Genomic DNA, 23,154 nt, shown 5'->3' with positions numbered 1-23,154 from the left:
CGGGAAGTCCGCTCAGTCCTCCACAAACTCCAGCAGGTCACCCGGCTGGCAGTTCAGGACGCGGCACATCGCTTCGAGGGTGCTGAAGCGGACGGCTTTCGCGCGCCCGTTCTTGAGCACTGCCACGTTGGCAGGCGTGAGGCCAACCCGGTCGGCGAACTCCCCCACGCTCATCTTCTGCTTCGCCAGTTCGACGTCGATGCGCACCACGATGGGCATCAGATCACCGCTTCCATGTCGGAGCGGAGGTCCGCGGCCTGCCGGAGCAGGGCGCGCAGCACCACCACCACCAGGCCGACGGCGGCACCGGCCGCCAGCATCAGGATCAGCAGGAGCGGCACGCCGGGGTCATCGGCGTTGAGGACCACGATGGCCGAGAACACGGCCAGCATGGTCCAGGCTGCCGCGATGGCCCACATGATCGCGTCCACCCACACAAAAGCCCGCCTGCTGAAGATCTGGTCCTGCTTGACCATGGTCAGCAGCTTCCACGTGCTGACGATCACCACCTGCACGCAGGCCACCTCGAGGATGCCAAAGATGGTGAGCGGCCACTGGAGGTAGGCCTGCTCCGGGTTTTCAGCTGCCATGTGGGCAAACTGGCCCGGCAAGGACATGACCTGCAATAGGACCAGGAGGAGGAACGCGCCCACAAGGACGATCCGGAGGGCAATGACAGCCAGGCGATTGATCTTCATGCATCGAGTTTCAATTATTAACTATCGAAAGTCAATCGACGACGAGTTTTGGCAACCCCAGCACCGGTGGGACCAAAACTGATAGGGGAACCTGCGGGTTGTACTGGCAGCACCTGTTTACGGCCCGCATTCTGCGGTTACCTAGTCCTTGGGTCCCGATCTCTTGGGAAGCAACAGAAACAAGCGAAGTGAGGAACGAACCATGGCTACCTGGCTCATCACAGGATGCTCCACCGGACTCGGCCGGGCACTTGCCCGGGCCGTGCTCGCCCACGGGCACAACGCCGTCGTCACTGCCCGGAACCCGGCCACCGTACAGGATGTGGCTGACGCTTTCCCGGATACGGCGCTGGCCCTGCCCCTCGATGTCACGGACCGGACCCAGATCGGCGCGGTGCTGGACCAGGCGAAGGCGCGCTTCGGCGGCGTCGACGTGCTGGTCAACAACGCCGGTTACGGCTACCGGGCTGCTGTGGAGGAAGCGGACGACGCCGATGTGCGGCAGTTGTTCGACACCAACGTTTTCGGCGCTGTGGACATGATCAAGGCAGTCCTTCCGGACATGCGCGCCCGAAGGTCCGGGTCCATCGTGAATATCTCCTCGATCGGAGCGCGCATCACGCCGGCAGGGTCCGGCTACTACGCTGCGACGAAGGCAGCACTGGAAGGCATTTCAGGCTCGCTCCGCCGGGAGGTTGAGCCGTTGGGCATCAACGTCACCGCCATTGAACCGGGCGCGTTCCGCACCGACTTCGCCGGCCGCTCGCTGACCCAGTCGGCCGTGCCGATCGGTGACTATGCGGAGACGGCCGGGAAGCGGCGCAAGGAGAACGACACGATGGACGGCAACCAGCCGGGCGACCCGGCGAAGGCTGCAGAAGCAATCCTGGCCATCGTGGAGAGCCCCAACCCGCCGTCGCTCGCTGTCCTTGGCGAGGACGCTTTCGGCGCCTTTGCCGCAGTGGCCGACGCGCAGCGCGCGGAACTGGAGCAGTGGCGGGACCTCAGCCTCAGCACGGGCCTGGACCAGTAAGACCAAAAATCATAAAAGATTCCGCTCGGGCACAGGGTGGACTGATTCCCCTGCCTACATCTGCGGGCCTGTCCAGGCTAGCCCGTCGAGGCAGTATCGTCGTGGGCAGCCCCGACAGGCTTCGATTCGGGTGAGCCGCGCTGGCGGAGGTAGATGGACAGGACCACCATGGAGCCGACGGCCAGGAACTCTGACTGCCAGTTCTGCAGCGTCCGGTTCCAGAACTCTGCAGACACGATGTACTCCGTCCAGGAAACGGGCTGCTGGAAGTTCTGGATCTGCTCTTCGTTGTATGCGCTGGTACCGGCGAAGGACTGCACCAGCCAGCACAGGACGAAGATCAGTCCCATGGTCATCCCGAGCGAATTCGAGAAGACCGTAAGGCGCCAGCCGGAGGCTTTGGCCCAGGCCGGCGATTTCTGGTTGCTGTATTCGCCGACCAGCTGGTCCTTGTCGGATTCGATTCCGGGCTGGTCCAGTTCCTTTGATTCGGGTGACCCTTTTTGGACCAGCCAGATGGTGGCCATGATGTAGAGCAGGAACTGGAGGTATTCGGACTGCCAGTTCTCCGAGACGTCCACCGCGAAGTGGGAGGAGGTGAGGTACTGGGCCAGGCTGATTTCCTCAAGCCCGTTGGCGAGCTGTTCCTCGTTGAACAGGGCATGGCCGGTCAGCCCCTGCCCCAGCAGGGCCAGGAGGAAGATCAGCCCGAAGAAGAGGCTCAGTCCGTTGTTCCGGATCGCTGTTTTCACGGCGTCCTCCTATCCGTGGACGAGTCCGACAACAGCCATATAGGCCAGTCCGCCGAAAATCAGGATCAGGTACAGGGCAAAGCTCCACCGCATGACTACTTGCCTCCCACTTCGCAGGTGTAGGGCGCATCACCGTTCGGCGTGCAGCCGGCCGCCGTGATCTTCCAGCCGCCCTCGGCGGCGGCCAGGAAGACTGCGTCGTTCTCAAATTCCACGAGGGCGCCGCGGCCGTATATTTCGGTGCGCGTCACTGTTCCGGGTTCCGGGATCCGCAGGTTCCTCAGGTGGTCCTCGCAGCTGCCCTCCTGCTCCCGGGCGGTCTTATCACGGGTATCGGACTGCAGCAGTGCACAGGCTGCGGACCATTCGGACCCGGATAGGGCCTGGTGGAACTCCCGGGCGGCATCAGCAGCCGCCATTCCTTCCGGGGCACAGCCGGTTAGGACCATCAGGGCCGCGATGGCCGCGGCCATAAGGTACGTGCCAGGCTTCACGGGGGGCCCGACGGCGGATCTGGTTCTGGTTCGCATGCCTCTCCTTCCTCACTCCGCGACAATCAGGGCCTGCGGCGCGGCTTGTTTCATCCGCGTGGACAGCCACTCGAGCTGGGTCTTTGTCTCGCCGTCGCAGCGTGTGACCACGGCCAGCAGCTCGGCGTCACGTAAACCCTGGGCGGCCTGTTTGACTGCCGTCCACGTGATATCCACCAGGGATCCCAGCAGGTAGAGGTCCTGCAGGTCGCGGAGCAGTCCCACGGCCCCTGAACGTGTGCTGGAAAGTCCTTCGGCATGCAGCCGCTCCGGCTCGTCGTCCTTCTCCACCTCGCCGTAGCGCTCCACGATGGGCAGCAGGGCCTGCTCATGTTTTTCGCACTGGTCCGCCAGGGAGCGGCAGAGGAAGTACACGTCCGGTTCATCGCCGTGCCCGTCGGCCACCTGCCGGTAGGACTCCGCCAGGGTGTGTTCGGAGCGGTGCAGCAGCCCCAGGTAGATGGGAAGCTTCATGACCTCACCTCGTCTCCGGGCGCCGCCGGCGGTTCTGTCGGCGCGATGGTCTCGGTCACCTCACCGGCCGCCCCGCCCACCGTCGCCATGATGCGGCCGCCACGGGCGGGACGGGATGCGGTGGTGGTGGGCGCGGGGGCGGGACCGGTGGCGTCGGCGACTTTGGTAACCCGCACGGCGGCGGTCTTATAGACGGGCTGCTTGGATACCGGGTCCCACTCAGTCAGGGTCAGCTCGTTGGCCGCCCTCGGGCGCTGGTGCGGATCGGCGTCGTTTGGGTCCGCGGCATCCCAGTAACCGTAATGAAAGGGAGCGAAGACAGTTCCGGTACGGATGTTGGCGATCCGCACCGGGGCGAAGAGGTGCCCGCGGCGGGACTGGACGCGGACCACGTCCCCCTCGCCCAGACCCAGCGCTTCGGCGTCACTCTCCGCCATCTCCACCCACATGGCCGGGGCGGCATCGTGCAGCTGCGGGGAGCGGCCCGTCTTGGTGCGGGTGTGGAAGTGGTAGGCCGTCCTGCCGGTGGTGTAGCGGAAGGGGTAGTCCCCGTCGGGCGTTTCGTGTGCCCCCTGGTATGGCGCCGTTTTGAAGATGGCACGCCCGTTCGGTGCCATCGCCTTGTAGGCCTGCTCCCCCACGGTGGCTCCGGTGGCCAGGTCGTGGCCGTAGTCTTCAGCGGTGTCAGCGTGGGTGGGAAAGACCCCGTCCCCGTACAACCGGTCTGTCCCGTCCGGGTGTTCCCCGTTGACCGGCCAGGGGATGCCGCTTCCGCCCCGCAGCCGCTCGTAACTGAGGCCGGTATAGTCGCACAGGCGCCCCCTGCTGCACTCCCGCCAGGCGTTAAAGCCGTCCTCCGGGCCCTCCCAGTCCAGCAGCGGACGGCCCGAGTTGGTGCGGAAGTCCATCCGCCGGGAGTAGTCCAGGAAAATCTGAAGGTCGCTCCGGGCCTGGCCGGGCGGTTCCACCGCCTGTTCGGACAGGTGGACCGTGCGGTTGACGTTGGTGAACGTCCCGGTCTTTTCGCCCCAGGCAGCGGCCGGCAGGACGACGTCGGCATACTGGGCGGTCTCGGTCAGGTAGAGGTCCTGCACCACCAGGAACAGTCCGGGCTTGGCCAGGATCTCGCGGATGCGGGGCAGCTGCGGCATGGACACCGCGGGGTTGGTGGCCGAGACCCAGAGGAATTTGATGGAACCCTGCTCGGCGTAGCGGAAGATCTGTGCCGCGTGGGTGGGCGGGGCCCAGTGCGGGATGACCAGCTCGTCCACGTCCCACAGTTCGGCAAGCTGCTTTATGTGGTTGGGGTTCTCCCAATTGCGGAAGCCCGGCAGGTCGCCGTCGGCCCCTGCCTCGCGCGTGTTCTGTGCGGTGGGTTGGCCGTTCATCTGCAGGATCCCGCAGCCGGGCCTGCCGATCATGCCGCGCAGCAGGTGCAGGTTGTTGACCTGGCAGGACGAGGTGGTGGCCTGGGCGGACTGGTAGAAACCCTGCAGCACCGTGGACAGCACCCGCCGGGAGGTCCCGAAGATCCGGGCTGCCTCCACCACCGCAGCCGCTTCCACCCCGCATTCGGCCGCCACGGCCTCCGGTGTCCAGGGCGCAATCTTGTCCGCCAGGTCCTCGAAGCGAAGGGTGTGCGCGGCGATGTAGTCCGGGTCGATCCATCCGTTGCGGATCACCTCGCGGACCAGGCCGTGCATGAGTGCCAGGTTGGTGCCCGGCCGCACGGGCAGGTGAACGTCAGCATGCCGGGCCACTTCGGTGGAGCGCGGGTCCACGCACACCACCATCGGCTTGTTGGGCCCGGAGAGACGGTCCAGGACCCGGGCCCACAGCACGGTCTGGGTCTCGGCCATGTTGTGGCCGTAGAGGAAAATTGCATCGCACTCGTCGATGTCCGTGTAGCTGCCGGGCTGCCCGTCCGAGCCGAAGGACTCCTTCATCGCTGCCGCGGCCGTGGCCGTGCACAGCCTGGTGTTGCCGTCCATGTGCGGGGTGCCGAGCCCGGCCTTGCCGATGATGCCCAGGGCGTAGTACTCCTCCAGGAACAGCTGGCCAGAGGTGTAGAAGCCGTGGCTCAGCGGGCCCTTTTCTTTCAAGAGGGCTTTGCTGCGCGCGACGATCCGGTCCATCGCGGTGTCCCAGTCAGTCTCCACCAGTTCGCCGTTTTCGCGGATCAGGGGCTGGGTCAGCCGGTCCTTGTTGCTCACACCCTGCCAGGAGGCGAAAAGACCTTTGGGACCGAGCCGGCCGTGGTTGACGATGTCCATCGCCCGGCCGCGGACGCCCACCATGGCGCCGTCTTTGACGGCAATGTCGACGCCGCAGCCGTTGCTGCACAGCACACATGCAGACTGGACCCACCGGTCCACGTCCTGCGCGGTCAGGCCCCTGGCGAGGACCTGGTCCACCCGGACCGGCCACCGCTCCCCCTGGCCGAATGGCGTTCGGGTCCCCCAGATGTCGGCAATCCGGTCCACCATGGCCGTATTCCTTTCGTCCGGGACAGCCCTGTCCTCAGTTCCGCCGTACTGCTGGATGACGGGTTGAAAGTACTGTTTACGCAGGTCAGCCAAGAGGTCATCCTGAAATAGACAGTAGCCTTACTAATCGGGGGAGTAAAGTGCCGTCATGACTGGCCGCGCAGGAAGGTTACGTCCGCAATCTGTTCCCGGGCGCAGTGCACGCAGTAGGCTTCGGATACTGACCTGATAGGGCGGGGCCGGGGGGAAACGATGTTCTTTGAGTGGGTAGCGCGCTATTTTCGGAGGCTGGGGCCGAGGGGCCGGACGGTTATGTTCCAGCTCCCACTGTCCATCACCATGCTGCTGGTCGTCGTCCTGGCTGCGGTCCTGCATCCGCAGTTCCAGTGGTCCGGTCCGTTCCCTTACACCTTGCTGGGCCATCTCGCCCTGCTGGCCGCCTGCGGCCTGGTGCCGTGGGCACGGCTTCCGGAACGGGCACCGCTTATCATCCCGGTCCTGGATTGCCTTGCCATTGGCCTGTCCCGCGAAGCAGGCGACCAGTACTTGTCCGCGCTGAGCTTCCTGCTGGTGTTTCCGGTGGTCTGGCTGTCTTACGGCCCGGCGCGCAGCGGGGTAACCATCGCGGCACTGGCCGCCACCCTCAGCGTCGCGCTGGCGCCGGCAATCCTCGGCACCGGCTACACCAGCGCCTCGTTCATCCGTATAGTGCTCCTGGCGGTCATCCTGGCAGCCATGGCACTCACCACCTACGGGGTTGCCAATGCCCTCCGTCAGCAGCGGCTCCGGCTCGAAAACCGGGAAGCCGAAGTCCGGCGGCTGCTGGCTGCCAGCGAGGACCGGGAGCAGTTGCTGGGCACCGTAATGGACACCGTCAGCGTCGCAGTGTGCGCCCTCGACCACGAGGGCCGCACCGTTCTCACCAACCAGCATCAAAGCAGCCACTCCGCGGGAGCGATCTGCGCGGAGCCCCGTGCCGGTGACGGTGCAGGCCTTCCGGTCTACGGCATGGACAGGAAACAGCCCCTTCCCCCGGAGCGGCATCCACGCACCCGTGCGGCCCGGGGCGAGGCTTTCACCGATGAACTGGTATGGGTCGGCAGCGGAACCATGCAGCGTGCTTACTCGGCCACCTGCAGGCTGATCAGGACTCCGGACGGCCGGCATTCCGGCGCGGTCCTGTCCCTTACCGATGTCACTGCCCTCGTCGAGGCACTCTCCGCGAAGGACCAGTTTGTGGCAAGCGTCTCCCACGAACTCCGGACGCCGCTGACGTCGATCCTGGGTTACCTCGCCCTGGCGCTGGATGAAAACGGCCTTGATCCCGACGTCGAACATTCCCTCAACGTTGCCAAGCGCAACGCCGAACGCCTGCTGACCCTGGTGGGCGACCTGCTCACCACCGCATCCGGCACAGTGACCGTGGCTCCCCGCCCGGCTGACCTTGCCGAAGTCGCCGCGAGCAGTGTCGAAGCCGCGCAGCCCAGGGCCAAGGCCGGCGGCGTCACGCTGGACCTGCAGGCGGCCGGCCCGGCCACCGGGTGCTTCGACCCGGAACGGATCGGGCAGGCCATCGACAACCTGGTATCCAACGCCATCAAATACACACCGGCCGGCGGTACCGTCACAGTCCGCGTCGGCTCCAGCGGCGAAAACCTCACCTGCGAAGTGTCAGACACCGGCGTCGGGATGACCGAGGAGGACCTGGCCCAGGCCTTCACCCGCTTCTTCCGCACGGCCAAAGCCCACTCCTCCGCCATTCCGGGTGCCGGCCTGGGACTCGCCATCACCAGGGCCATCATCGAAAACCACCGGGGAAGCATCACCCTCACCAGCACCCACGGAAAGGGAACCACCGCGACGGTCACCCTGCCGGATGCTGATGCAGTGGCCCGGCCCCTGGTTTCAGCCTGAACCAGCACCGGGTTTTGAGCCATTCTTGAGCAAGCCTTGATCGTTTCCTCCCCGTCCCTTGAGCATCGCCGGGCACAGTATTCGGTGTAAGGCCTGAAGCGCGAAGCAACTGCAACCGGGATCTGGGCCCGGTAGCGCCAAGGACTTGATTCGGGAACAACCGAAGGTCTTAGCGCTTGGCGGTGTCGAGAAGCCGGCACCGCCAAGCGGATCTTCCACACAGATTTCCCCGCCCGGACTGAGTAGTTCCAGTAGCCGCTTGCCCTAAAACCGAGTAGTCACCACTCGTGTACGCCTCAATAACCCCCCGTAAGGTCTTGACGAGCGCGGCACGTGGTGCCTCCAGTGGTTCTACTGTCAGGGGGACAGGTTATGGGTACGAACCGTCAGCAGACGAGATACCAGGCTGAAGCCGGCGACGAAGGCAGCGGGACGACGGGGTTCAACGGTCAGGCACCGGTCCCGAAAACGCCGGGGAGGCTCCTGAACTTGAGGTCCAACAGCGATCAGGAATCACTGCGGCTGCTGGCCCTCGCAGCAGCATCGGAATTGCCTGAGCCTGGCTGTTCCATGGACTGCGTGGTGTCCCTCCCCCGGCCCGGCAAATCGTTCCTGACGGCCGGAACACATGACCACGCCGTGGACATTGCCCGGGCAGATCAGGAAAACGGCCGAGGGCCGGTGTCCCATGCCCTGGCAGGGCGGCGCTCGAGCGTCGTCAACAGCTCCTCAACAGATTTCCGGTGGCCTGACTCCTCGGGCCACGAGGGCGGGCCTGGCTACCGGTCCCTGCTGTCAGCGCCCCTTGGGCTGGTACCCGGCGGCTTTGCGGCACTGACCATCCTCGCGGACACGGACCAGGCTTTCCCGCCCGCAGTACTCACCAGGCTCACGGCATTCAGCGCTGTGGCAGCCACCAGCTACGCGATGGCGGCCCAGTTCCGCGAGGCAGGGGTGGCGGTCAACAAGTTGCAAGCATCCATGCAGGACCGCACCTCCATCGAGGTGGCGTGCGGGGTCATCATGGGGCGGAACCGTTGTTCCTACGACGAGGCCCTTCAACTCCTCGCGGACGCTTCAAACCACAGGAACGTCCAGGCGCGGGTGGTGGCAGACCGGCTCCTCAATCAAATGCCGGGCGGAGCCCCGGCCCCACACTTCGGCCGGTAACCGACCGGAGCCTGCGTTCAGCCGCGCGGGCTGCAGGACTGGGCGGGGCCGTAACGCAGCCAGTCGGGAAGTGCGGCTTTGAAAGCCTCGCGGATGGCCGGGGTCTTGTTTACGGTCCAGTCCACCCTGGCGCCCACTTCAGTTTCTTCCCTGTCCCACTCGAACCAGTTGATCATCTTCAATTGCGGGAACTGTGCGGCCGTGGCGGGGTCGAATACCTGGCTCCACCAGGCCTGCTTGATCGCCAGCTCCCCTTCACCAGCGGCGTTGGGAGCGAACATCGCCGCGGTTTCCGGAACCGCCACCGGCTTGCCGTGGGCCACGCCGTAGACGTGGTAGAAGTCCGGAACCGGGCTGTCATCACCGTTAATGCCGATGTAGTTACCTGTCAGCTGGGCTGCGAACTTGCCTGCCTCCGGGACCTCGTTTTCACCCCACGGAATGGCGTTGCCCCAGTGGAAGATGGCCAATCCCACCCAATCCACTACATCGTCACCCGGGTAGTAGGGAGCGTAGGAGTCATCGTTCTCAGTAAGCGCGCCATCGGCGTTGGTGTCCAACACTGAGAAATCGGGCGTCCCGGGCTTGGCCTCGAAATTTCCGCCGGTGTACGGGTATCCGCCGCCGTAGCTGGGCGCCCACATCATGGCAGAGCCGGGGGCATGCTCGCGAATGGCGGCGGCGATGGTACGGAAGGCGGCGATGTAGCTCGTGGGCTGCTGCCCCCAGGAATACCAGGATCCGTTCATGTCCGGGGCAAAGCGGACAATGACGGGTACGCCGTCGTCATTGAATTTGGCAAGATCGAACGCCAGAGCATTGGCGGCCTCAGGAGTAACTCCGGCGAGGCCGGCGTCGGGATTCAGTGTCAGCAGCATCATCTGACCGTGGGTGCGGATTTGTATCACCTCCCGCTCCAGATCCCTTTCGTCCTCCTCGCCATAGGGGAAGGGTGCGAATGAGACGCTGACCGCGGGCTTACGCCCCAGGTCGAATGCATAGCCCTCCAGCGACCTGGCACGCGAATCCAGGTTCACACCGAAGAGAACCCCCGACGCCGGGGCCAGCGATGCCCTGTCCGTCACTTGGCAGACCGGGGCGTCCGGTGCGGACTCGGTTGCCGGGCTTTGGGCCACAATCTGGCCCTGGCGTCCTCCGCCGCCGAAGTAGTCAACGCCGGCAATCACGACGGCCACAACAGCGAAGACCGCCAGGATGCCCAAAACCTGGCGCATCACCGAAAAGCCAAAAGAGGCATAACGGCCGTTCTTTTTCGGCGTCGGTTCAGACATGCGCATACCCCCACTTGAATTGCGGTTGGACCCATCCTAGGACCGGTGCCGGAAGGCGGGAAGGCCTGGGCCTACTGATATTGCAGCCCCTAAGGGGCCGTCGCCTACCGCAGTAATGCCCTGCACGAAAGTCGAGTACCGGTTACTCGGGTACTCCCGCTCCCCCGCCCCGTAACGTTCAGGAGGAGGTGTCGGCGAGGACGCCCGCTGGCGACGGGAGCAGTTTGTGGGAATTGAGCTGCGCCTGGAGCGGGCGCCCTACCCGGCCCTGCACACCTTCGGGGTTCTTTTGGACCTGCGTGCGTCCAGCGATGAAGCTTCCCTCCAACTCCTCGCACAGGCTGCCACGTCAGCCCTCTCCGAACTGGCCGGATGCACCCTGGACTGCGCCGTGTCCCTTGTCGGCCCCCGGGCGGCGCTGACTGCAGGTACCAGCAGCGGCGCCACCGCCGTCGCCCAATGGGATCAGGACAGCGGGGACGGTCCGGTGTCCCATGCACTCGCCGGGCACTTGGCGCATCTTCCCAACAGCTACTCCGCGGCGGCGCAGTGGCCCTCCTGCTGGCAGGCACTCAGCGGGGCCGGCTACAGGTCGCTTCTGTCCGTGCCCCTGCATCTTCACGCGGGCAGCACGTCGGCACTGACGCTGGTGGCCCGGCAGGACGACGCCTTCACTCCCAGCGTTGTTGTTGCTGCCAGCGCCTTCAGCAAACTGGCGGCCAACAGTTATGTTTCGGCAGCAGACCTGCGCGCCGCGCAAGCCACGGCGCAACACCTCCAGGCCGCGCTGCAGGGCCGTACCACCATCGATGTGGCCTGCGGATTGATCATGGGACAAAACCGGTGCTCCTACGAGGCCGCCTTCCACATCCTCGCCCAGGCCTCCAGCCACCGGAACGTCAAAGCCCGCGTCGTGGCGGAAACCATGCTGCGGGAACTTCCGGGCGGCGCCCCTTCCACGTACTTTGTGGAATGAAGCCGGCGCTGTCCTAAGGGACTGCCACTAATGACGACGGCGGCACTGCGCCACTTCCGGCTGTCTCCCTCCTGTCGAGGTACTTCGCACTCGCGCCGGGACCGGGATGGCCGCGCGCCCATCCTTGGGATTCCCTAGGAGCCGTTGAAACCGGGTTGTTCCCCCATGGCGTTTCGCACGCTTGGAAACTCCCTGAAGGGGTGCCGGTCCAAGACCGGCCAGCATTTCCCCAAGGTGGCGCTCCTAGGTTGTGACCGTGCGTGAAGCCCTTACGCAAGCACCCAGGATCTGTGAGGTTGTCATGAAAACAGCACCAAACCAACCAAGGGAGCCGAGGTTCCGCCTCCAAAGCTATGGACGGGCTGGCATTGTTGGCTCTGTCTCGGCGGTACTCTGCGCCACGTCCCTGCTGGCGCTCCCGACGGCGAACGCGGCCGTCCCCGCGTTCCCCGACAACCTGGTGGTCTTCCCCGACCGCGACTTCGTCACGATTGAGGGCTACCAGGACAAGATCGGCCAGACCGCCACGGTGGAGGTCCACCGCCCGGGAGTCGGAATAGTCGGTTCTGCGAAGAGCGTCGTGGCCGCGGGGGACGTCGCCTTTGAAATCAACCATCCCGGCGGAGTCTGCTGGGGTGAGGGTACAGACGTGAAAGTCACCCCGGACATCCGGCCCGGCGACGCCGTGACCATCAAGTTCGATGGCAAGGAAGCTGGCACCACCACCGTCCAGGACACCTATGTCACTGGGGGCTCCGTCCTGACGGACGGCACCACCGTGACTGTAAAGGGCCGCGTCGCGGCAGGCGTTAATAAAGACCAGATGGAACAGCGCATCATTGACCCCGCGCTTAAGGACACGGCTGTCGGTCGGCGCGACGTCCGTGCAGTCGCCGGCCCGCTGACAGCCGACGACGGCTATCGGTCCAGCCTTGAATTTGGCCTCGACGGTCCGGAAACCTTCACCGCCACGTATATCTTCGATGAACCAGCCGCCGCCGAGATTGTAGCCAACGCCGGTGGCGCGCGCTCCATGGCGTGGCAGGAAGAGGATGCGGACGCCAACCGCCAGGGCCTGACAATCGCCGAGTACGGCGAGCTGGGCGGCCCCGGAATGGGCGGTTGCCCGAATGGCCCTCTGGGCTCCGGCCCTGCCGGACCCACCAAGATTTCGGCGGCCAAAGCCAATGGCGACATCAAGGTCAACTGGACCCCTGCCGTTGCAGTCCCCGGAACGCCGGCCATCACCGGCTACCGCGTCACCGCTGTTGCCAAGACTGCCACCGGGAACGAACGGGTGGAATCCGGCGTGCGGATCAGCGACCAGAAGGCCTCGAGCACCACTCTTAAGGGCCTGTCATCAGACGAGGAATATGACGTCTACGTGGTGTCCGTGAGCAGCGTCGGGGAGACATTCCCGGCCACGCATGCCATCCCGGAAACGGATACCACCGCCCCCACGGTAAAGGCCTCGCCCAATGGCGGAACCTTCTCCACCGCCCAGGAACTGACGCTGGAAGCCAGCGAACAGGGCAGCGACATCTACTACACCCTCGATGGAACAGACCCTGTCTCCGGCGGCGTTGGCGTCCAGGGCGCAACCCTTTACAAGGAGCCCATCAAGGTTACCGAAAACACCACGATCACCTACGCAGCCATTGATCCGTCCGGCAACGCGTCCGATCAGGCCACCATCGAGTTCAAGATCACCAACGATCCTGTACCGGCCGCTCCGGTCATCACCGGCGCCCCCACGGCAGGGCTGGGAACGGCGGAAGTCTCGTGGACAGCGCCGGATGCCGGGGCGGAAGGACTGACTATTAGCAGCTACACGGTCCAGGCCTACACCACCGACGGCACCCCCTTCGGTGATCCCAAGAAGGTGGCCGGGGATGTCACCACGCTGGTATACGACGGACTGAACGGTGACACCAGCTACCAGTTCACGGTCCGGGCCGGAAACACCAACGGCGACGGACCCGAATCGGCCAAGAGCGCACCGGTCACCGTACAGGGCGCTGTTGTGGCAATGGCCGGCCCCGACCAGAACGTCACCCGGCGTACGACGGCCACTCCCGTAACCCTGGACGGCACGGGTTCCACCACCGCCGGCGCAACCTACGAGTGGGAGCAGATCCTGACCGGAACCGACGATCCGGACAAGGTCACTCTGACGCCAAACACCAGCAACCCACTGAAGCCAACCTTCAGCCTGCCGGTTTACAAGGCGCCGATGACCAACAATCCGCTGACGTTCAAGCTGACAGTCACCGTTGGCTCCACAGTGCGGACGGACGAGGTCAAGGTAACCCCCGTTCCGGACCGGGTCACCATCAGCCAGGCCCAATGGAAGAGCGGCGATATGAGGATCGGCGGCACCAGCAGCGCGGTTGGCGGCATCATCACCGTCCACGTTGGTGGTCCTACCGGCAGGGTACTGGGACAGGTCAACATCACAGCGGCAGCCGCTCCGGCAACCGGTGGCGAATGGTCCCTGCGGCTGCGGAACGCCGCAGCAGGCACCACCAACCCCGGCACAGTCTGGATTGAATCCACCCTGGGCGGTACTGCCGGCCCCGTGGCTGTGACGAACAAGTAAAGGATAAATCCAGCACAAAAAGGCCCGGTGGCTTCCGGAGATGTTCCGGAAGCCACCGGGCCTCAGTGTGTCCTCTGCAGAGTTTTTGGCCAGATGTGCAGGGTTCCGAGGCGTAGAGTCCGCATATCTGGACAAAAACTCCAGCCTTGGAGAGAACCCTTCAGCATCGGGTCCCTCCATATGCAGCTGTTCACACTGACGTCTCCGTCGTGGGGGCTGACTATCCCGGATGGGCATCCGGTTGCTCCCGCCCTGCCCGGGCTGCTTAGCTGCTGGTTCCTGGTTTGCGGCAACTGACTGCTGTCTTTGGACCCACAGCAGAAGGCCCACGAGGCAGGGAATGCCTTGCGGGCCATCGCAAGAGTCAAATCGCAACAGTCACAGAGTACTGGTACCCCGCAGCGCCGGTACCGCCGCTAATTCCTGTCCGGAAGCGGCACCAGGATGCCGCAGGCCGGCGAAGCGGAAGGAAGGCCCGGCCACGCCGAACGTTGCGGTGACGGTGGTGCCTGCGCCGGGAGTGGAGCGGACTTCAAGCGCTCCCCCGGCCTGCCGGACTGTGTCGCCGAGGATTCGAAGGCCGAAGTGGCCTTCCGGGCAGCGCTGCGCCGGATCGAAGCCCAGGCCATCATCCGCCACCAGGATGTGGGTGATCTCGCCGGCCTGCCGGATGCGGACCATAACCGCAGCAGCCGCTGCGTGTTTCGCGGCGTTGACCAGTGCCTCGCGCACCACGCGGTAGATGAGGACCGCCCGGTCGCGGTCCAGTTCCAGCTTGTCCGGGATCTCCACCGTCAGCCGGATGCCGCGCTCCACGAGGGGTGCCTCCAGCCTGGTAAGGGATGCCTTCAGCCCGAGTTCATCGAGGTCAGGAGGATAGAGCTCACTGGTCATGGCCCGGAGGGTCCTGATGTTGTCCTGCAGCATGGTCCGCGCCTTGCAAAACACCGGCCCCTGCTCAGCCGGGCCGCGGCGCTCCACGGATTCCAGGGCATAGGCCAGCCCGGACAGGTCCTGGATCACCTCGTCATGGAGTTCACTGGCGATCTGCCGGCGCTCGTGGTCCGATGCTTCGATGGCCAGGTGCAGCATGGCGTTGCGTGCGGCCTGGTGAACCTGGATCCTGCGGGCCAGCCGGACGGCCGGAATCAACTGCGCCAACTGCAGGACCGCCAAGGACAGCAGCATCGGCGGGATCATCCCCATCAGGACTGCGGCCTGCTCGCGGCGGACCCCGTCGCCCGGAGAGTACGTTTCGAAGATCATCGGCGCACCGCTTTGGGAAGACGAGCGGGCGTAAACTTCCACGAGTTCGCCTGATCCTGCCTCGTAAGTGTTCTCTTCGGCATCCTGCGGCTCCAGGGTGGCCGTCGCCGGTGCGCCTGCGAGGAGCTCGCGTGCCCATTCTTCCTGTTCGAACTCCAGCCCTATGAGGGATTCGACGTCCGAGTACACCACGCGGCCGTGCTCATCCCACACTTTGATCCTCGTCACGCCGCTTTCCGCCAGCCACGGCTCCAGCCGTTGGTCCAGCAGTTCCAGGGCGGCAGGATCACCGGCCAGGAGCTGGTCGGTGATCAGGGGCCCCACTACGTTGTCGGCCAGGCGCTGGGTGATGTCCCGGGCGTTGTCCAAGGCGTGCTGTTCGGCAGCGGCCCGGATCCAAAAGGCCACCGGAGTAGCCACCAGGACCAGGGCTGCGAAACCCACGCTAAGAAAACGTGCAACAGCTGCCCTGACCTCGCGCCGCTCGGCGACGCCGCGCGCACTGGCGGTGGCCGGAGATGCCTCTCCGGGATGTTGTCCTTCCATGACCAGCCTGCTGCGGCTAAGCCGAGAGTCCCGGTGCGAGCGCCGCGGTGCTGCCCAACCGGGCCACCAGCGACGGATGCACAATCAAGTTGCCGGGGTGGGCGTGCCTCAGGGTGTCCAGCATGACTCCCAGGGCGCCGTCCTTTGGCAGGAAGGCGCACACTCCCATGCCGGCGGCCGCACGCAGCGCTTCCTGCGACGGGTTGCCGGTCAGCATCACGATCCGGGCTTCCGGGGCTTCCGCGAGAATGCGCTCTGAAGCTGTCAGGCCGGAACCGTCAGAAAGGTGGAGATCCATAATGACGACGTCGGGCCGGAGGTCCTGGAACATCGTTACGGCGGATGCCACTGATTGGGCCGCTCCCACGCTTTTCAGGTCGGGTTCCCGGTCCAGCGCTCCGGCGAGCAGGTCGGAAAAGGTGGTGTGGTCATCAACGATCAGGATCCGCAGCCGTTCTGTTTCCTGCCGGGCTGCTCCGGTAGCCGAGTGGCGGCTTTCCTTGACCACCTGGATGGGGCCACGGATTTCCGCCGGTCCGGATGCTGCCGCCGTGCTGGTCAGGAGCCTGGCCTGGGCCTCCTTCAGCACCGGCCCGGGGGCGCAGCCCAGTTCCTCGTCCATGACCCTGCGGCAGCGGTCGAAGGCCCGGAGGGCCTCGGTGTTCTCCCCGTTGCGCTCCAGCCCAAGTACCAGGGCCGCCCATCCCCGCTCGTTGAGGGGATCCTCCTTCACGGCCGCGCCGCCGAGGGCGATGGCCTTGCGGGGTTCCCCGACTGTCAGCGCGGTTTCCGCGGCCAGTACGCGGGCAAGGTTGACCTGCGCCGCATGCAGGGCCCGCTCTTCCTCGGCCCAGGCGGGCAGCAGCTCGTCGCCGAGCAGCGGCGCCGAAGCCAGTTCGAGAGCTTCCGTGAAGAAGGCGAGCGCCTCGCGCGGTTCGGCCTGGGTTGCGGCTTTTGTCAGTGTTCCGAAGCGGTCCAGATCCAGTTCCACCAGTGACCGGTCAATGGCATAGCCCCCCGTAACCGTGCGGAGAGGGCCCGTCCGGCCTGCGCCGGGCTGGAGATGGCGCCGAAGGACGCTGACGTAGCTTTCAAGGGTGGGCAGGGCAACGGCCGGGTGGCTGCCGTCCCACAGCAGATCCATGATGCGGGTCTTGGACACTGCCGAGCCGAAGCTCAGCAGGAGAATCTCAAGCACCTGGCGGGGTTTGGGGCCGCCGAGGTCTTTGGCAGTCAGTTCCTTGCCGCCGCGGCGAATGGTCAGCGGGCCGAAAACAGAAATCTGAAGTGCCGGCGGCTGCGGCGCGCCAGGAACGGTACCTGCATCGGCTGTTTTCTTCGCCAGTTCCAGAGTAATCACGAAGGTTCCCCCCATTTAGTTCAGTGCGTGAGTCTCATTGAAATGGCGGGAAAAAATGCGAACAACAGTGCTTGGTACTCAGAAACTGAGGGCACCGGTACCTAGGCGTTGTGGTTCCTACGCAGCGCGTGCTCAGCGGAAACCGGCTGGGAACCGGCTGACGAATACCTTGCCCGGAAGTGTTTCCGCTGGTTAAACCAACCACTTGAGGACTGATGGGGGAACGTTGGGAAAAGCCTAGGTAGCCCGTGGCGGCAGTGAGTGGCAGCGCCAAAGCTTTCCCCAAGTGGACCCCCCTAATTTTGCGGAAAGAGGCTCACAGCAGCAGTTTGTGACACGGCAACCACCAGGAAAGGCGAGCAGATGAAGAGGTTCTGGTATCTCCCCATTCCAGCTGTAGCAGCTGCAACGAGTCTGACAGTCTGGGGCCAGGCCAACGCCGGCCCGCCCCCTGAGGACTCTCCCGGCGTTGTGGTTACAGCAGACGTGACGTCCGGCCGTGATGCCGACCCGACAGACTCGGCCTCACTGCTTCCCACCCCAACCCCTACGGCCAGCATCACCGCCATCCCTGACCATTCGGCACCTGAAACCCACATGTACCCACCGCTGCCAACCGACAGCCTCACCCACGACCAGTTCGACGACAAGGGCGGCCTGCGCGAAGACGGGGTCTCCGACGACGGCCCCACCCACGACCTCAACGACGATAAAGGCGGAGACCGCTAGCACCTGATCACCCAATCCAAGGTTTTCCCTAGGCGGCCATCACACCATGGCCTTGTTTCGCCGGCTCTACTGGGGAGCCGGCCCTACGGGGGGAACCGATTGAGGATGCAGGCTTTATCACGCACGTCGCCGTCCACGCCACACCGTAAAGCTGCAAGCTCGCGCCTGCGGTTCCTGGCCGCCTCCGGAGCGCTGATTTTGGCCGCCTCCATGGGCCTGCCGCCGGTAGCGGCCAACGCCATACAAGCCCCCGTAGGCGCGGGCTTTACACTTACGCCCGCCGATTTGTCCTTCATCCTGAAGCAGATCAAGATCGCCGAGGCCCACGTGGCCAACACCACGTCCGAAACCGGGCCGTGCGGCGCCCTCGTGGGTACGGGCCCCAACCAGCTGGCCAGCCCGCTGCTGTCCCACGGCCTGCGCACCGTAGACGGAAGCTGCAACAACCTCCAGCCCGGCCAGGAAACCTTCGGCGCGTCGGATCAGGTGTTCCCCCGGCTGGGGTCCAAGTCCTTCGGTCCCGCAGAGAGCGGATCCTTCGGCGGACCCCCCAAAGCAACGAGCTACGCACAGAAATCCGGCAGTGTTTTCGATTCCCGGCCGCGCACCATCAGCAACCTCATCGCCGACCAGACCTCCACCAACCCGGCAGCTGTCGCCGCGGCCGGCTTCCCGGCCAGGACGCAGGGCAACGAGGGCGTGGTGCCCTGCACCACGGACCCCGATCCCGAGGCGACTCCGCCGGTCGCAGCTGCACCTGACGGTTGCGTCCCCTCACACAACACGCTGTTCATTCCCAACGTGACCACCGACGTCGGACTCTCACCGCCCTACAACTCCCTGTTCACCCTCTTCGGGCAGTTCTTCGACCACGGCATCGACCAGACGGTCAAGGGCGGAGGCACCGTCTATGTTCCGCTCAAGGCTGATGACCCGCTGATCGCCGGCCCGGACCATGTGTTCGGCAACGTCGATGACCTCAACCCGCACATGCGCTTTATGGTCCTGACCCGGGGCCAGAACCAGCCGGGCCAGGACGGCATCCTCGGGACCGCCGATGATGTCCAGGATGCCCTGAACACCAACTCGCCGTGGGTGGACCAGAGCCAGACCTACTCGTCGCATGCCTCGCACCATGTCTTCCTGCGCGAGTACGTCAACAACCCGTCGGGCCGGCCCGTGGCAACCGGGAACATGCTGGGCGGCCCCGCCGGCACTCCGGCTGAAGGCGGCATGGCCACCTGGGCTGACACCAAAAAGCAGGCCCGGGAGCTGCTCGGCATCCAGCTGCTGGACAACGACGCCCTCAACGTCCCCATGCTCGCCGCCGATCCCTACGGAAAGTTCATCCCCGGGCCGAAAAACGGGCTCCCGCAGTTCGTGACCAGGTCCGGCCTGGTGGAGGCAGACCGGACGGCCGACGGCGGGCGCGGCACCCTTGTGCCGCAGGACGTGCTGTACTTCAACACGCCGTTCCTGACGGACATTGCCCACAACGCGGACCCGTCACCCCAGGACACGGACCACAACCCCGCCACCCCGCCGGCGGCCCCGGCACCTGACGCGGACACCAACGCTTCCGCCGACTTCCTGAGCCAGGCCCCGGGCACCTACGACGACGAGATGTTGAACGCCCACTTCATCGCCGGCGACGGAAGGGTCAACGAGAACATCGGGCTCACCGCGATCCACCAGGTGTTCCACTCGGAGCACGACCGTGTGGCCGCTGACATCAAGCGGGTCCTGAGCAACGACACCTCGGCCAAGGGAGTTGCCGCCCTGGCCGAGTGGAAGCTGGCCGAAGGCGCCGCGGGATGGAACGGCGAACGGCTCTTCCAGGCCGCCCGCTTCGTCACGGAAATGGAGTACCAGCACCTGGTGTTCGAGGAGTTCGCCCGGAAAATCCAGCCTGCCCTTAACATCTTTGAGCCCTTCGCCTTCGCCCAGACGGACATCAATCCGGCAGTCAGCGCCGAATTCGCGCACGCCGTCTACCGCTTCGGCCACTCGATGCTCACCGAAACCATTTCCCGCCGCAACGAGGACAGCCCGGGCGCGGACAACGTGTTCGGGACTCCCGACGACGTCAGGGGCTCCCAGAATGACATCTCCCTTCTCGAGGGCTTCCTGAATCCGCCCGAATACACCGACGGCGGCCCGGCCGGCGCACTCACCTCCGAGGAAGCCGCAGGCAGCATCATCATGGGCATGTCGGACCAGGTGGGCAGCGAGCTGGACGAGTTCGTCACCGATACGCTCCGCAACAAGCTGCTGGGACTGCCGATGGACCTCGCGGCGATCAACCTCACGCGTGCAAGGTCCGAGGGATTACCCACCCTGAACAACCTGCGCCGGGAAATCCACGGCGCCACCAATGACGGCCAGCTCAAGCCGTACACCAACTGGATCGACTTCGGCGAAAACATCAAGCATCCCAAGTCCCTGGTCAACTTCGTGGCCGCGTACGGAACACACCCGTCGATCGTGGCAGCCACCACGCTGGAGGCCAAACGCACGGCCGCCCGGCTGATCGTCAGCCCGGACGCCCTGGCCGGCGAGGTTGCGCCGGAGGATGCCGTGGCGTTTATGAACAGCACGGACGCCTGGGCCAACAACGGAAGCTCCTCAATCACCGGACTGGACGATGTGGACCTGTGGATCGGCGGCCTGGCCGAGCGGACCAACCTGTTCGGTGGACTGCTGGGCAGCACCTTCAACTACGTTTTCGAGAGCCAGATGACCGACCTGCAGAACGGTGACCGGCTGTACTACCTGGCCCGCACACCCGGCATGAACCTCATGGCGCAGCTCGAAGGGAACTCCTTCGCGGAGATGATGATGCGCAACACCAACGCCCAGGCGCTCAAGGCCGATGCGTTCGCCACTGCCGACTGCAAGTTCGAGCTGAAGAACCTCAACGGAACGGCCCAGGGCTTCGCATCCGCCGGCAACACTGTGGCGGACGATCCCTCGTCAGAATGCAACGAGTCTGCACTGCTGATCCGGATGCCCGACGGCACCATCAAGTACCGGGCTTCGAACTCAGTGGACCCGGCCGGCATCAACGGCCAGGCCGTGTATAACGGATCCGTCAATGCAGACCGCATCCATGGCGGCGTGGACAACGACACCATGTGGGGCGGCCCGGGCAACGACGTCATCGAAGGCAATGACGGCGCCGACACCGTCCTGGGCGGCGACGGCAACGACATCATCACCGACTCGGCCGGGGACGACATCCTGAAGGGCGGTCCGGATAACGACGCGATCGACGGCGGCCCGGGCCTGGACCTCCTCCTCGGCGGGGACGGACGGGACTTCATCAACGGCGGCGCGAACTCCAACGAGACCTTTGCCGGTGAAGACGACGACTTCGTGATCGCCGGTGAAGGCCTGGACGCCGTGTTCGGCGGCGGCGGAAACGACTGGGCGGAAGGCGGCGACGGCCCCGACCTGCTGATCGGCGACTCCAGCAACCTCTTCTTCCAGGACGATTCCCAGAAGCCCGGCAGCGACGTCCTGGTGGGCCAGGGCGGCGACGACGACTACGACATGGAAGGCGGGGACGACATCGGCCTCGCCGGCCCCGGCGTCGAAAAGGTGGCCGGCGCGTCCGGCTACGACTGGGAGACCGGCGAATACGATCCCCTGCCGCAGGACGCCGACCTTGGCCTCCCGATCGCGCCGCTGGACATCCTCCAGGTGGGTGTCCGCGACAGGTACAACGAGGTGGAAGCGCTCTCCGGCGGTCCTTTCGACGACAAGCTCCGGGGCGACAGCATCATCCCGAAGACTCGGGGCGGGGGCGGCTTCATCGGCTGCGACGTACTGGACCAGGCCGGTGTGGACCGCATCAAGGGACTCAGCGAACTGATCCCCTCCCTGCCTACTCCCCTTGCTGACGTCGTCAACGCCTCCGCTTCCAAGGAATGCCCCGTACTGACCGGCCCCTCGGTCTGGGGCGAAGGCAACATTCTCCTGGGCGGCGCAGGCAGCGACCTCATCGAAGGCCGCGGCGGAGACGACATCATCGACGGCGACCGTTACCTCAGCGTCCGGCTCAGCGTCCGCACGGATCCTAACAACGCGGCCACTGAAATCGGCAGCGCCACGGGAATGAACGCCCAGTACCAGCGCACTTCCGACGGCGCGCTCACCGGCCCCACACTCCAGCAGGCCGTGTTCGCCGGGACGGTGGACCCCGCCAACATCATCGTTGTCCGCGAAATCCTCACCTCCACCGGAGGAACCGACAGCGCGGTCTTCTCGGACTTTGAGTCCAACTACACCATCACCACCACCGGCGGCGACGGCACCCTGGGATCCCCCGGCTCCATCACCACCGTCCGGCACAACAGCGGCGAGGACGGCACCGACACCCTCCGCAACATCGAACTGCTCGTCTTTGGCGACGGAACCGACGGGCCCGGTGACGACGTCGGCGAGGTGGAGGACGACGTCGACGAAGGTGAGGACGGAGTGGACGAGGGCGAAGACGAGGTGGACGAGGGCGAAGACGAGGTGGACGAAGGGGAAGCCGAGGACGGCGCCGATGACGGCGTCGACGAGGTCATTCCCGGCGACGGCGAGGTGGTTGTGATCGTCACGCCGACGCCGGACACGCAGCCCGTTCCGGGCCCCGCACCCCTGGATCCGGCACCAGTTGACCAAGCCCCGGCAGGCCCTGCACCGGTGAACCCTGCACCGGCCGATCAGGCCCCCGTTGAACCGGCTCCGGCTGACCCGGCACCAGTGGTACCCGTGACCGGAGGCTTCTCCGTCCGCACAGTGGATTCCACCGGAGCCCAGGTGGGAGAAATCCTGACGGCTGAACCGGGTGCCACGAGGATGGTGGTTCGCGGCCTGGAGAACGGGGCCGCGTACAGGTTCCAGGTTGCACCCCCGAGCGCCAACGGCCCGGTATTTTCTGACCTCAGCGAACCGGTTGTCCCCGGCGCCAACGAGGGCGGGCGCCGCGCCTTCAAGCAGGGAGCAAAACTGGCAGAAGCAGGGACGGATCAGCCACTGGCACCGGCAGCTGCACCTCTCGGCGGCGCCTTCGGAACCGCACCGGTGGTCACGCTGGCGGCACTGGCACACTACCTGTCCACCAGTCCCGGCACGGCGGCGCTTGCCATCACCACGGGAGGCCTGTTGGCTGCCTGCGCCTTGCTGGCCTTCAAGCTGTACCGTTCCCGGGCTAACGCCCGGAAGGTGCCGTCCAAGGAACCGTCAGGCCCCACGAAAGCCTGACCTGGTGGGAGCCCGCTGGTATCAGGCGGGCTCCCACCCGGCCTGATACCAGCGGACCTTGGAAAACAGGGAAACA

General features: G+C 65.4%; 16 protein-coding genes. 7 read left to right on the top strand and 9 right to left on the bottom strand.

Annotation, left to right across the window (positions count from 1 at the left end; translation table 11 throughout):
- Nucleotides 1-12: 12 nt before the first annotated feature.
- Together AC3A4Z_RS03760 and AC3A4Z_RS03755 are read right to left on the bottom strand one after the other, a co-directional pair.
- Nucleotides 13-219: a helix-turn-helix domain-containing protein gene (locus AC3A4Z_RS03760; RefSeq protein WP_050054145.1), complete on the bottom strand. Its 207-nt coding sequence runs from the start codon at nucleotides 217-219 to the stop codon at nucleotides 13-15.
- Nucleotides 219-698 (bottom strand): DUF2975 domain-containing protein, encoded by a 480-nt coding sequence (locus AC3A4Z_RS03755; RefSeq protein ID WP_498710190.1) that lies wholly within the window; start codon nucleotides 696-698, stop codon nucleotides 219-221. Before AC3A4Z_RS03755 ends, AC3A4Z_RS03760 begins: the two co-directional genes overlap by 1 nt.
- A gap of 202 nt (nucleotides 699-900) precedes the next feature.
- On the opposite strand from AC3A4Z_RS03755, the gene AC3A4Z_RS03750 reads away from it, so the two are divergent.
- Nucleotides 901-1,731, top strand: coding sequence for an oxidoreductase (locus AC3A4Z_RS03750; protein WP_498710188.1), 831 nt, complete (start codon nucleotides 901-903; stop codon nucleotides 1,729-1,731).
- 77 nt (nucleotides 1,732-1,808) lie between these two features.
- Here AC3A4Z_RS03750 and AC3A4Z_RS03745 read toward each other — a convergent pair whose 3' ends face one another.
- The 4 genes from AC3A4Z_RS03745 to AC3A4Z_RS03730 form a co-directional block, all read right to left on the bottom strand.
- Complete coding sequence (locus AC3A4Z_RS03745) at nucleotides 1,809-2,483, bottom strand: DUF6766 family protein (protein WP_498710187.1); 675 nt, start codon at nucleotides 2,481-2,483, stop codon at nucleotides 1,809-1,811.
- 95 nt (nucleotides 2,484-2,578) lie between these two features.
- Entirely contained in the window at nucleotides 2,579-3,013 is a 435-nt protein-coding gene (locus AC3A4Z_RS03740; protein ID WP_498710185.1) for a hypothetical protein, read from the bottom strand.
- Nucleotides 3,014-3,025: 12 nt separating this feature from the next.
- The gene (locus AC3A4Z_RS03735) at nucleotides 3,026-3,487 is read right to left on the bottom strand and encodes a hypothetical protein (RefSeq protein WP_498710183.1); all 462 of its coding nucleotides are present in this window, start codon (nucleotides 3,485-3,487) and stop codon (nucleotides 3,026-3,028) included.
- Nucleotides 3,484-5,973 (bottom strand): molybdopterin oxidoreductase family protein, encoded by a 2,490-nt coding sequence (locus AC3A4Z_RS03730; RefSeq protein WP_498710777.1) that lies wholly within the window; start codon nucleotides 5,971-5,973, stop codon nucleotides 3,484-3,486. The genes AC3A4Z_RS03735 and AC3A4Z_RS03730 overlap by 4 nt, the downstream gene beginning before the upstream one ends.
- A gap of 312 nt (nucleotides 5,974-6,285) precedes the next feature.
- Between AC3A4Z_RS03730 and AC3A4Z_RS03725 the strand changes: the two genes are divergently transcribed.
- Nucleotides 6,286-7,887, top strand: a complete 1,602-nt coding sequence (locus AC3A4Z_RS03725) for a sensor histidine kinase (RefSeq protein ID WP_498710182.1) — start codon at nucleotides 6,286-6,288, stop codon at nucleotides 7,885-7,887.
- Between the two features lie 372 nt (nucleotides 7,888-8,259).
- Nucleotides 8,260-9,057 carry an ANTAR domain-containing protein gene (locus tag AC3A4Z_RS03720; RefSeq protein WP_498710181.1) on the top strand — a complete coding sequence of 266 codons (798 nt, stop codon included), beginning with the start codon at nucleotides 8,260-8,262 and terminating at the stop codon, nucleotides 9,055-9,057.
- Nucleotides 9,058-9,074: 17 nt separating this feature from the next.
- Here AC3A4Z_RS03720 and AC3A4Z_RS03715 read toward each other — a convergent pair whose 3' ends face one another.
- Nucleotides 9,075-10,349 (bottom strand): glycoside hydrolase family 26 protein, encoded by a 1,275-nt coding sequence (locus AC3A4Z_RS03715; protein ID WP_498710179.1) that lies wholly within the window; start codon nucleotides 10,347-10,349, stop codon nucleotides 9,075-9,077.
- Between the two features lie 226 nt (nucleotides 10,350-10,575).
- Here AC3A4Z_RS03715 and AC3A4Z_RS03710 point away from each other — a divergent pair, with 226 nt between their 5' ends.
- Both AC3A4Z_RS03710 and AC3A4Z_RS03705 read left to right on the top strand, forming a co-directional pair.
- A complete protein-coding gene (locus AC3A4Z_RS03710; RefSeq protein WP_498710178.1) occupies nucleotides 10,576-11,325 on the top strand; it encodes an ANTAR domain-containing protein in 750 nt (249 codons plus the stop codon).
- A 301-nt stretch (nucleotides 11,326-11,626) separates the two neighbouring features.
- Nucleotides 11,627-13,924 (top strand): chitobiase/beta-hexosaminidase C-terminal domain-containing protein, encoded by a 2,298-nt coding sequence (locus AC3A4Z_RS03705; RefSeq protein WP_498710177.1) that lies wholly within the window; start codon nucleotides 11,627-11,629, stop codon nucleotides 13,922-13,924.
- A 378-nt stretch (nucleotides 13,925-14,302) separates the two neighbouring features.
- Here AC3A4Z_RS03705 and AC3A4Z_RS03700 read toward each other — a convergent pair whose 3' ends face one another.
- Together AC3A4Z_RS03700 and AC3A4Z_RS03695 are read right to left on the bottom strand one after the other, a co-directional pair.
- Nucleotides 14,303-15,736: a sensor histidine kinase gene (locus AC3A4Z_RS03700; RefSeq protein WP_498710175.1), complete on the bottom strand. Its 1,434-nt coding sequence runs from the start codon at nucleotides 15,734-15,736 to the stop codon at nucleotides 14,303-14,305.
- Nucleotides 15,737-15,752: 16 nt separating this feature from the next.
- Nucleotides 15,753-17,096, bottom strand: a complete 1,344-nt coding sequence (locus AC3A4Z_RS03695) for a BTAD domain-containing putative transcriptional regulator (protein ID WP_498710174.1) — start codon at nucleotides 17,094-17,096, stop codon at nucleotides 15,753-15,755.
- A gap of 363 nt (nucleotides 17,097-17,459) precedes the next feature.
- On the opposite strand from AC3A4Z_RS03695, the gene AC3A4Z_RS03690 reads away from it, so the two are divergent.
- Both AC3A4Z_RS03690 and AC3A4Z_RS03685 read left to right on the top strand, forming a co-directional pair.
- The gene (locus tag AC3A4Z_RS03690; RefSeq protein WP_498710173.1) at nucleotides 17,460-17,825 is read left to right on the top strand and encodes a hypothetical protein; all 366 of its coding nucleotides are present in this window, start codon (nucleotides 17,460-17,462) and stop codon (nucleotides 17,823-17,825) included.
- A gap of 105 nt (nucleotides 17,826-17,930) precedes the next feature.
- Nucleotides 17,931-23,078, top strand: coding sequence for a peroxidase family protein (locus tag AC3A4Z_RS03685; RefSeq protein ID WP_498710171.1), 5,148 nt, complete (start codon nucleotides 17,931-17,933; stop codon nucleotides 23,076-23,078).
- Nucleotides 23,079-23,154: the final 76 nt, after the last annotated feature.

The sequence above is a fragment of the Arthrobacter sp. Soil_C_49 genome (assembly GCF_057656635.1).
This window is presented reverse-complemented; position numbering and strand designations above follow the sequence as displayed.

What these genes read in the sequence shown, in the direction of transcription:
- AC3A4Z_RS03705 (WP_498710177.1), top strand. Translation starts at nt 11,627, where the DNA reads ATGAAAACAGCACCAAACCAACCAAGGGAGCCGAGGTTCCGCCTCCAA.
- AC3A4Z_RS03735 (WP_498710183.1), bottom strand. Translation starts at nt 3,487, where the DNA reads ATGAAGCTTCCCATCTACCTGGGGCTGCTGCACCGCTCCGAACACACC.
- AC3A4Z_RS03720 (WP_498710181.1), top strand. Translation starts at nt 8,260, where the DNA reads ATGGGTACGAACCGTCAGCAGACGAGATACCAGGCTGAAGCCGGCGAC.
- AC3A4Z_RS03725 (WP_498710182.1), top strand. Translation starts at nt 6,286, where the DNA reads ATGTTCCAGCTCCCACTGTCCATCACCATGCTGCTGGTCGTCGTCCTG.
- AC3A4Z_RS03750 (WP_498710188.1), top strand. Translation starts at nt 901, where the DNA reads ATGGCTACCTGGCTCATCACAGGATGCTCCACCGGACTCGGCCGGGCA.
- AC3A4Z_RS03740 (WP_498710185.1), bottom strand. Translation starts at nt 3,013, where the DNA reads ATGCGAACCAGAACCAGATCCGCCGTCGGGCCCCCCGTGAAGCCTGGC.
- AC3A4Z_RS03700 (WP_498710175.1), bottom strand. Translation starts at nt 15,736, where the DNA reads ATGGAAGGACAACATCCCGGAGAGGCATCTCCGGCCACCGCCAGTGCG.
- AC3A4Z_RS03685 (WP_498710171.1), top strand. Translation starts at nt 17,931, where the DNA reads ATGCAGGCTTTATCACGCACGTCGCCGTCCACGCCACACCGTAAAGCT.
- AC3A4Z_RS03755 (WP_498710190.1), bottom strand. Translation starts at nt 698, where the DNA reads ATGAAGATCAATCGCCTGGCTGTCATTGCCCTCCGGATCGTCCTTGTG.
- AC3A4Z_RS03730 (WP_498710777.1), bottom strand. Translation starts at nt 5,973, where the DNA reads ATGGTGGACCGGATTGCCGACATCTGGGGGACCCGAACGCCATTCGGC.
- AC3A4Z_RS03690 (WP_498710173.1), top strand. Translation starts at nt 17,460, where the DNA reads ATGAAGAGGTTCTGGTATCTCCCCATTCCAGCTGTAGCAGCTGCAACG.
- AC3A4Z_RS03760 (WP_050054145.1), bottom strand. Translation starts at nt 219, where the DNA reads ATGCCCATCGTGGTGCGCATCGACGTCGAACTGGCGAAGCAGAAGATG.
- AC3A4Z_RS03715 (WP_498710179.1), bottom strand. Translation starts at nt 10,349, where the DNA reads ATGTCTGAACCGACGCCGAAAAAGAACGGCCGTTATGCCTCTTTTGGC.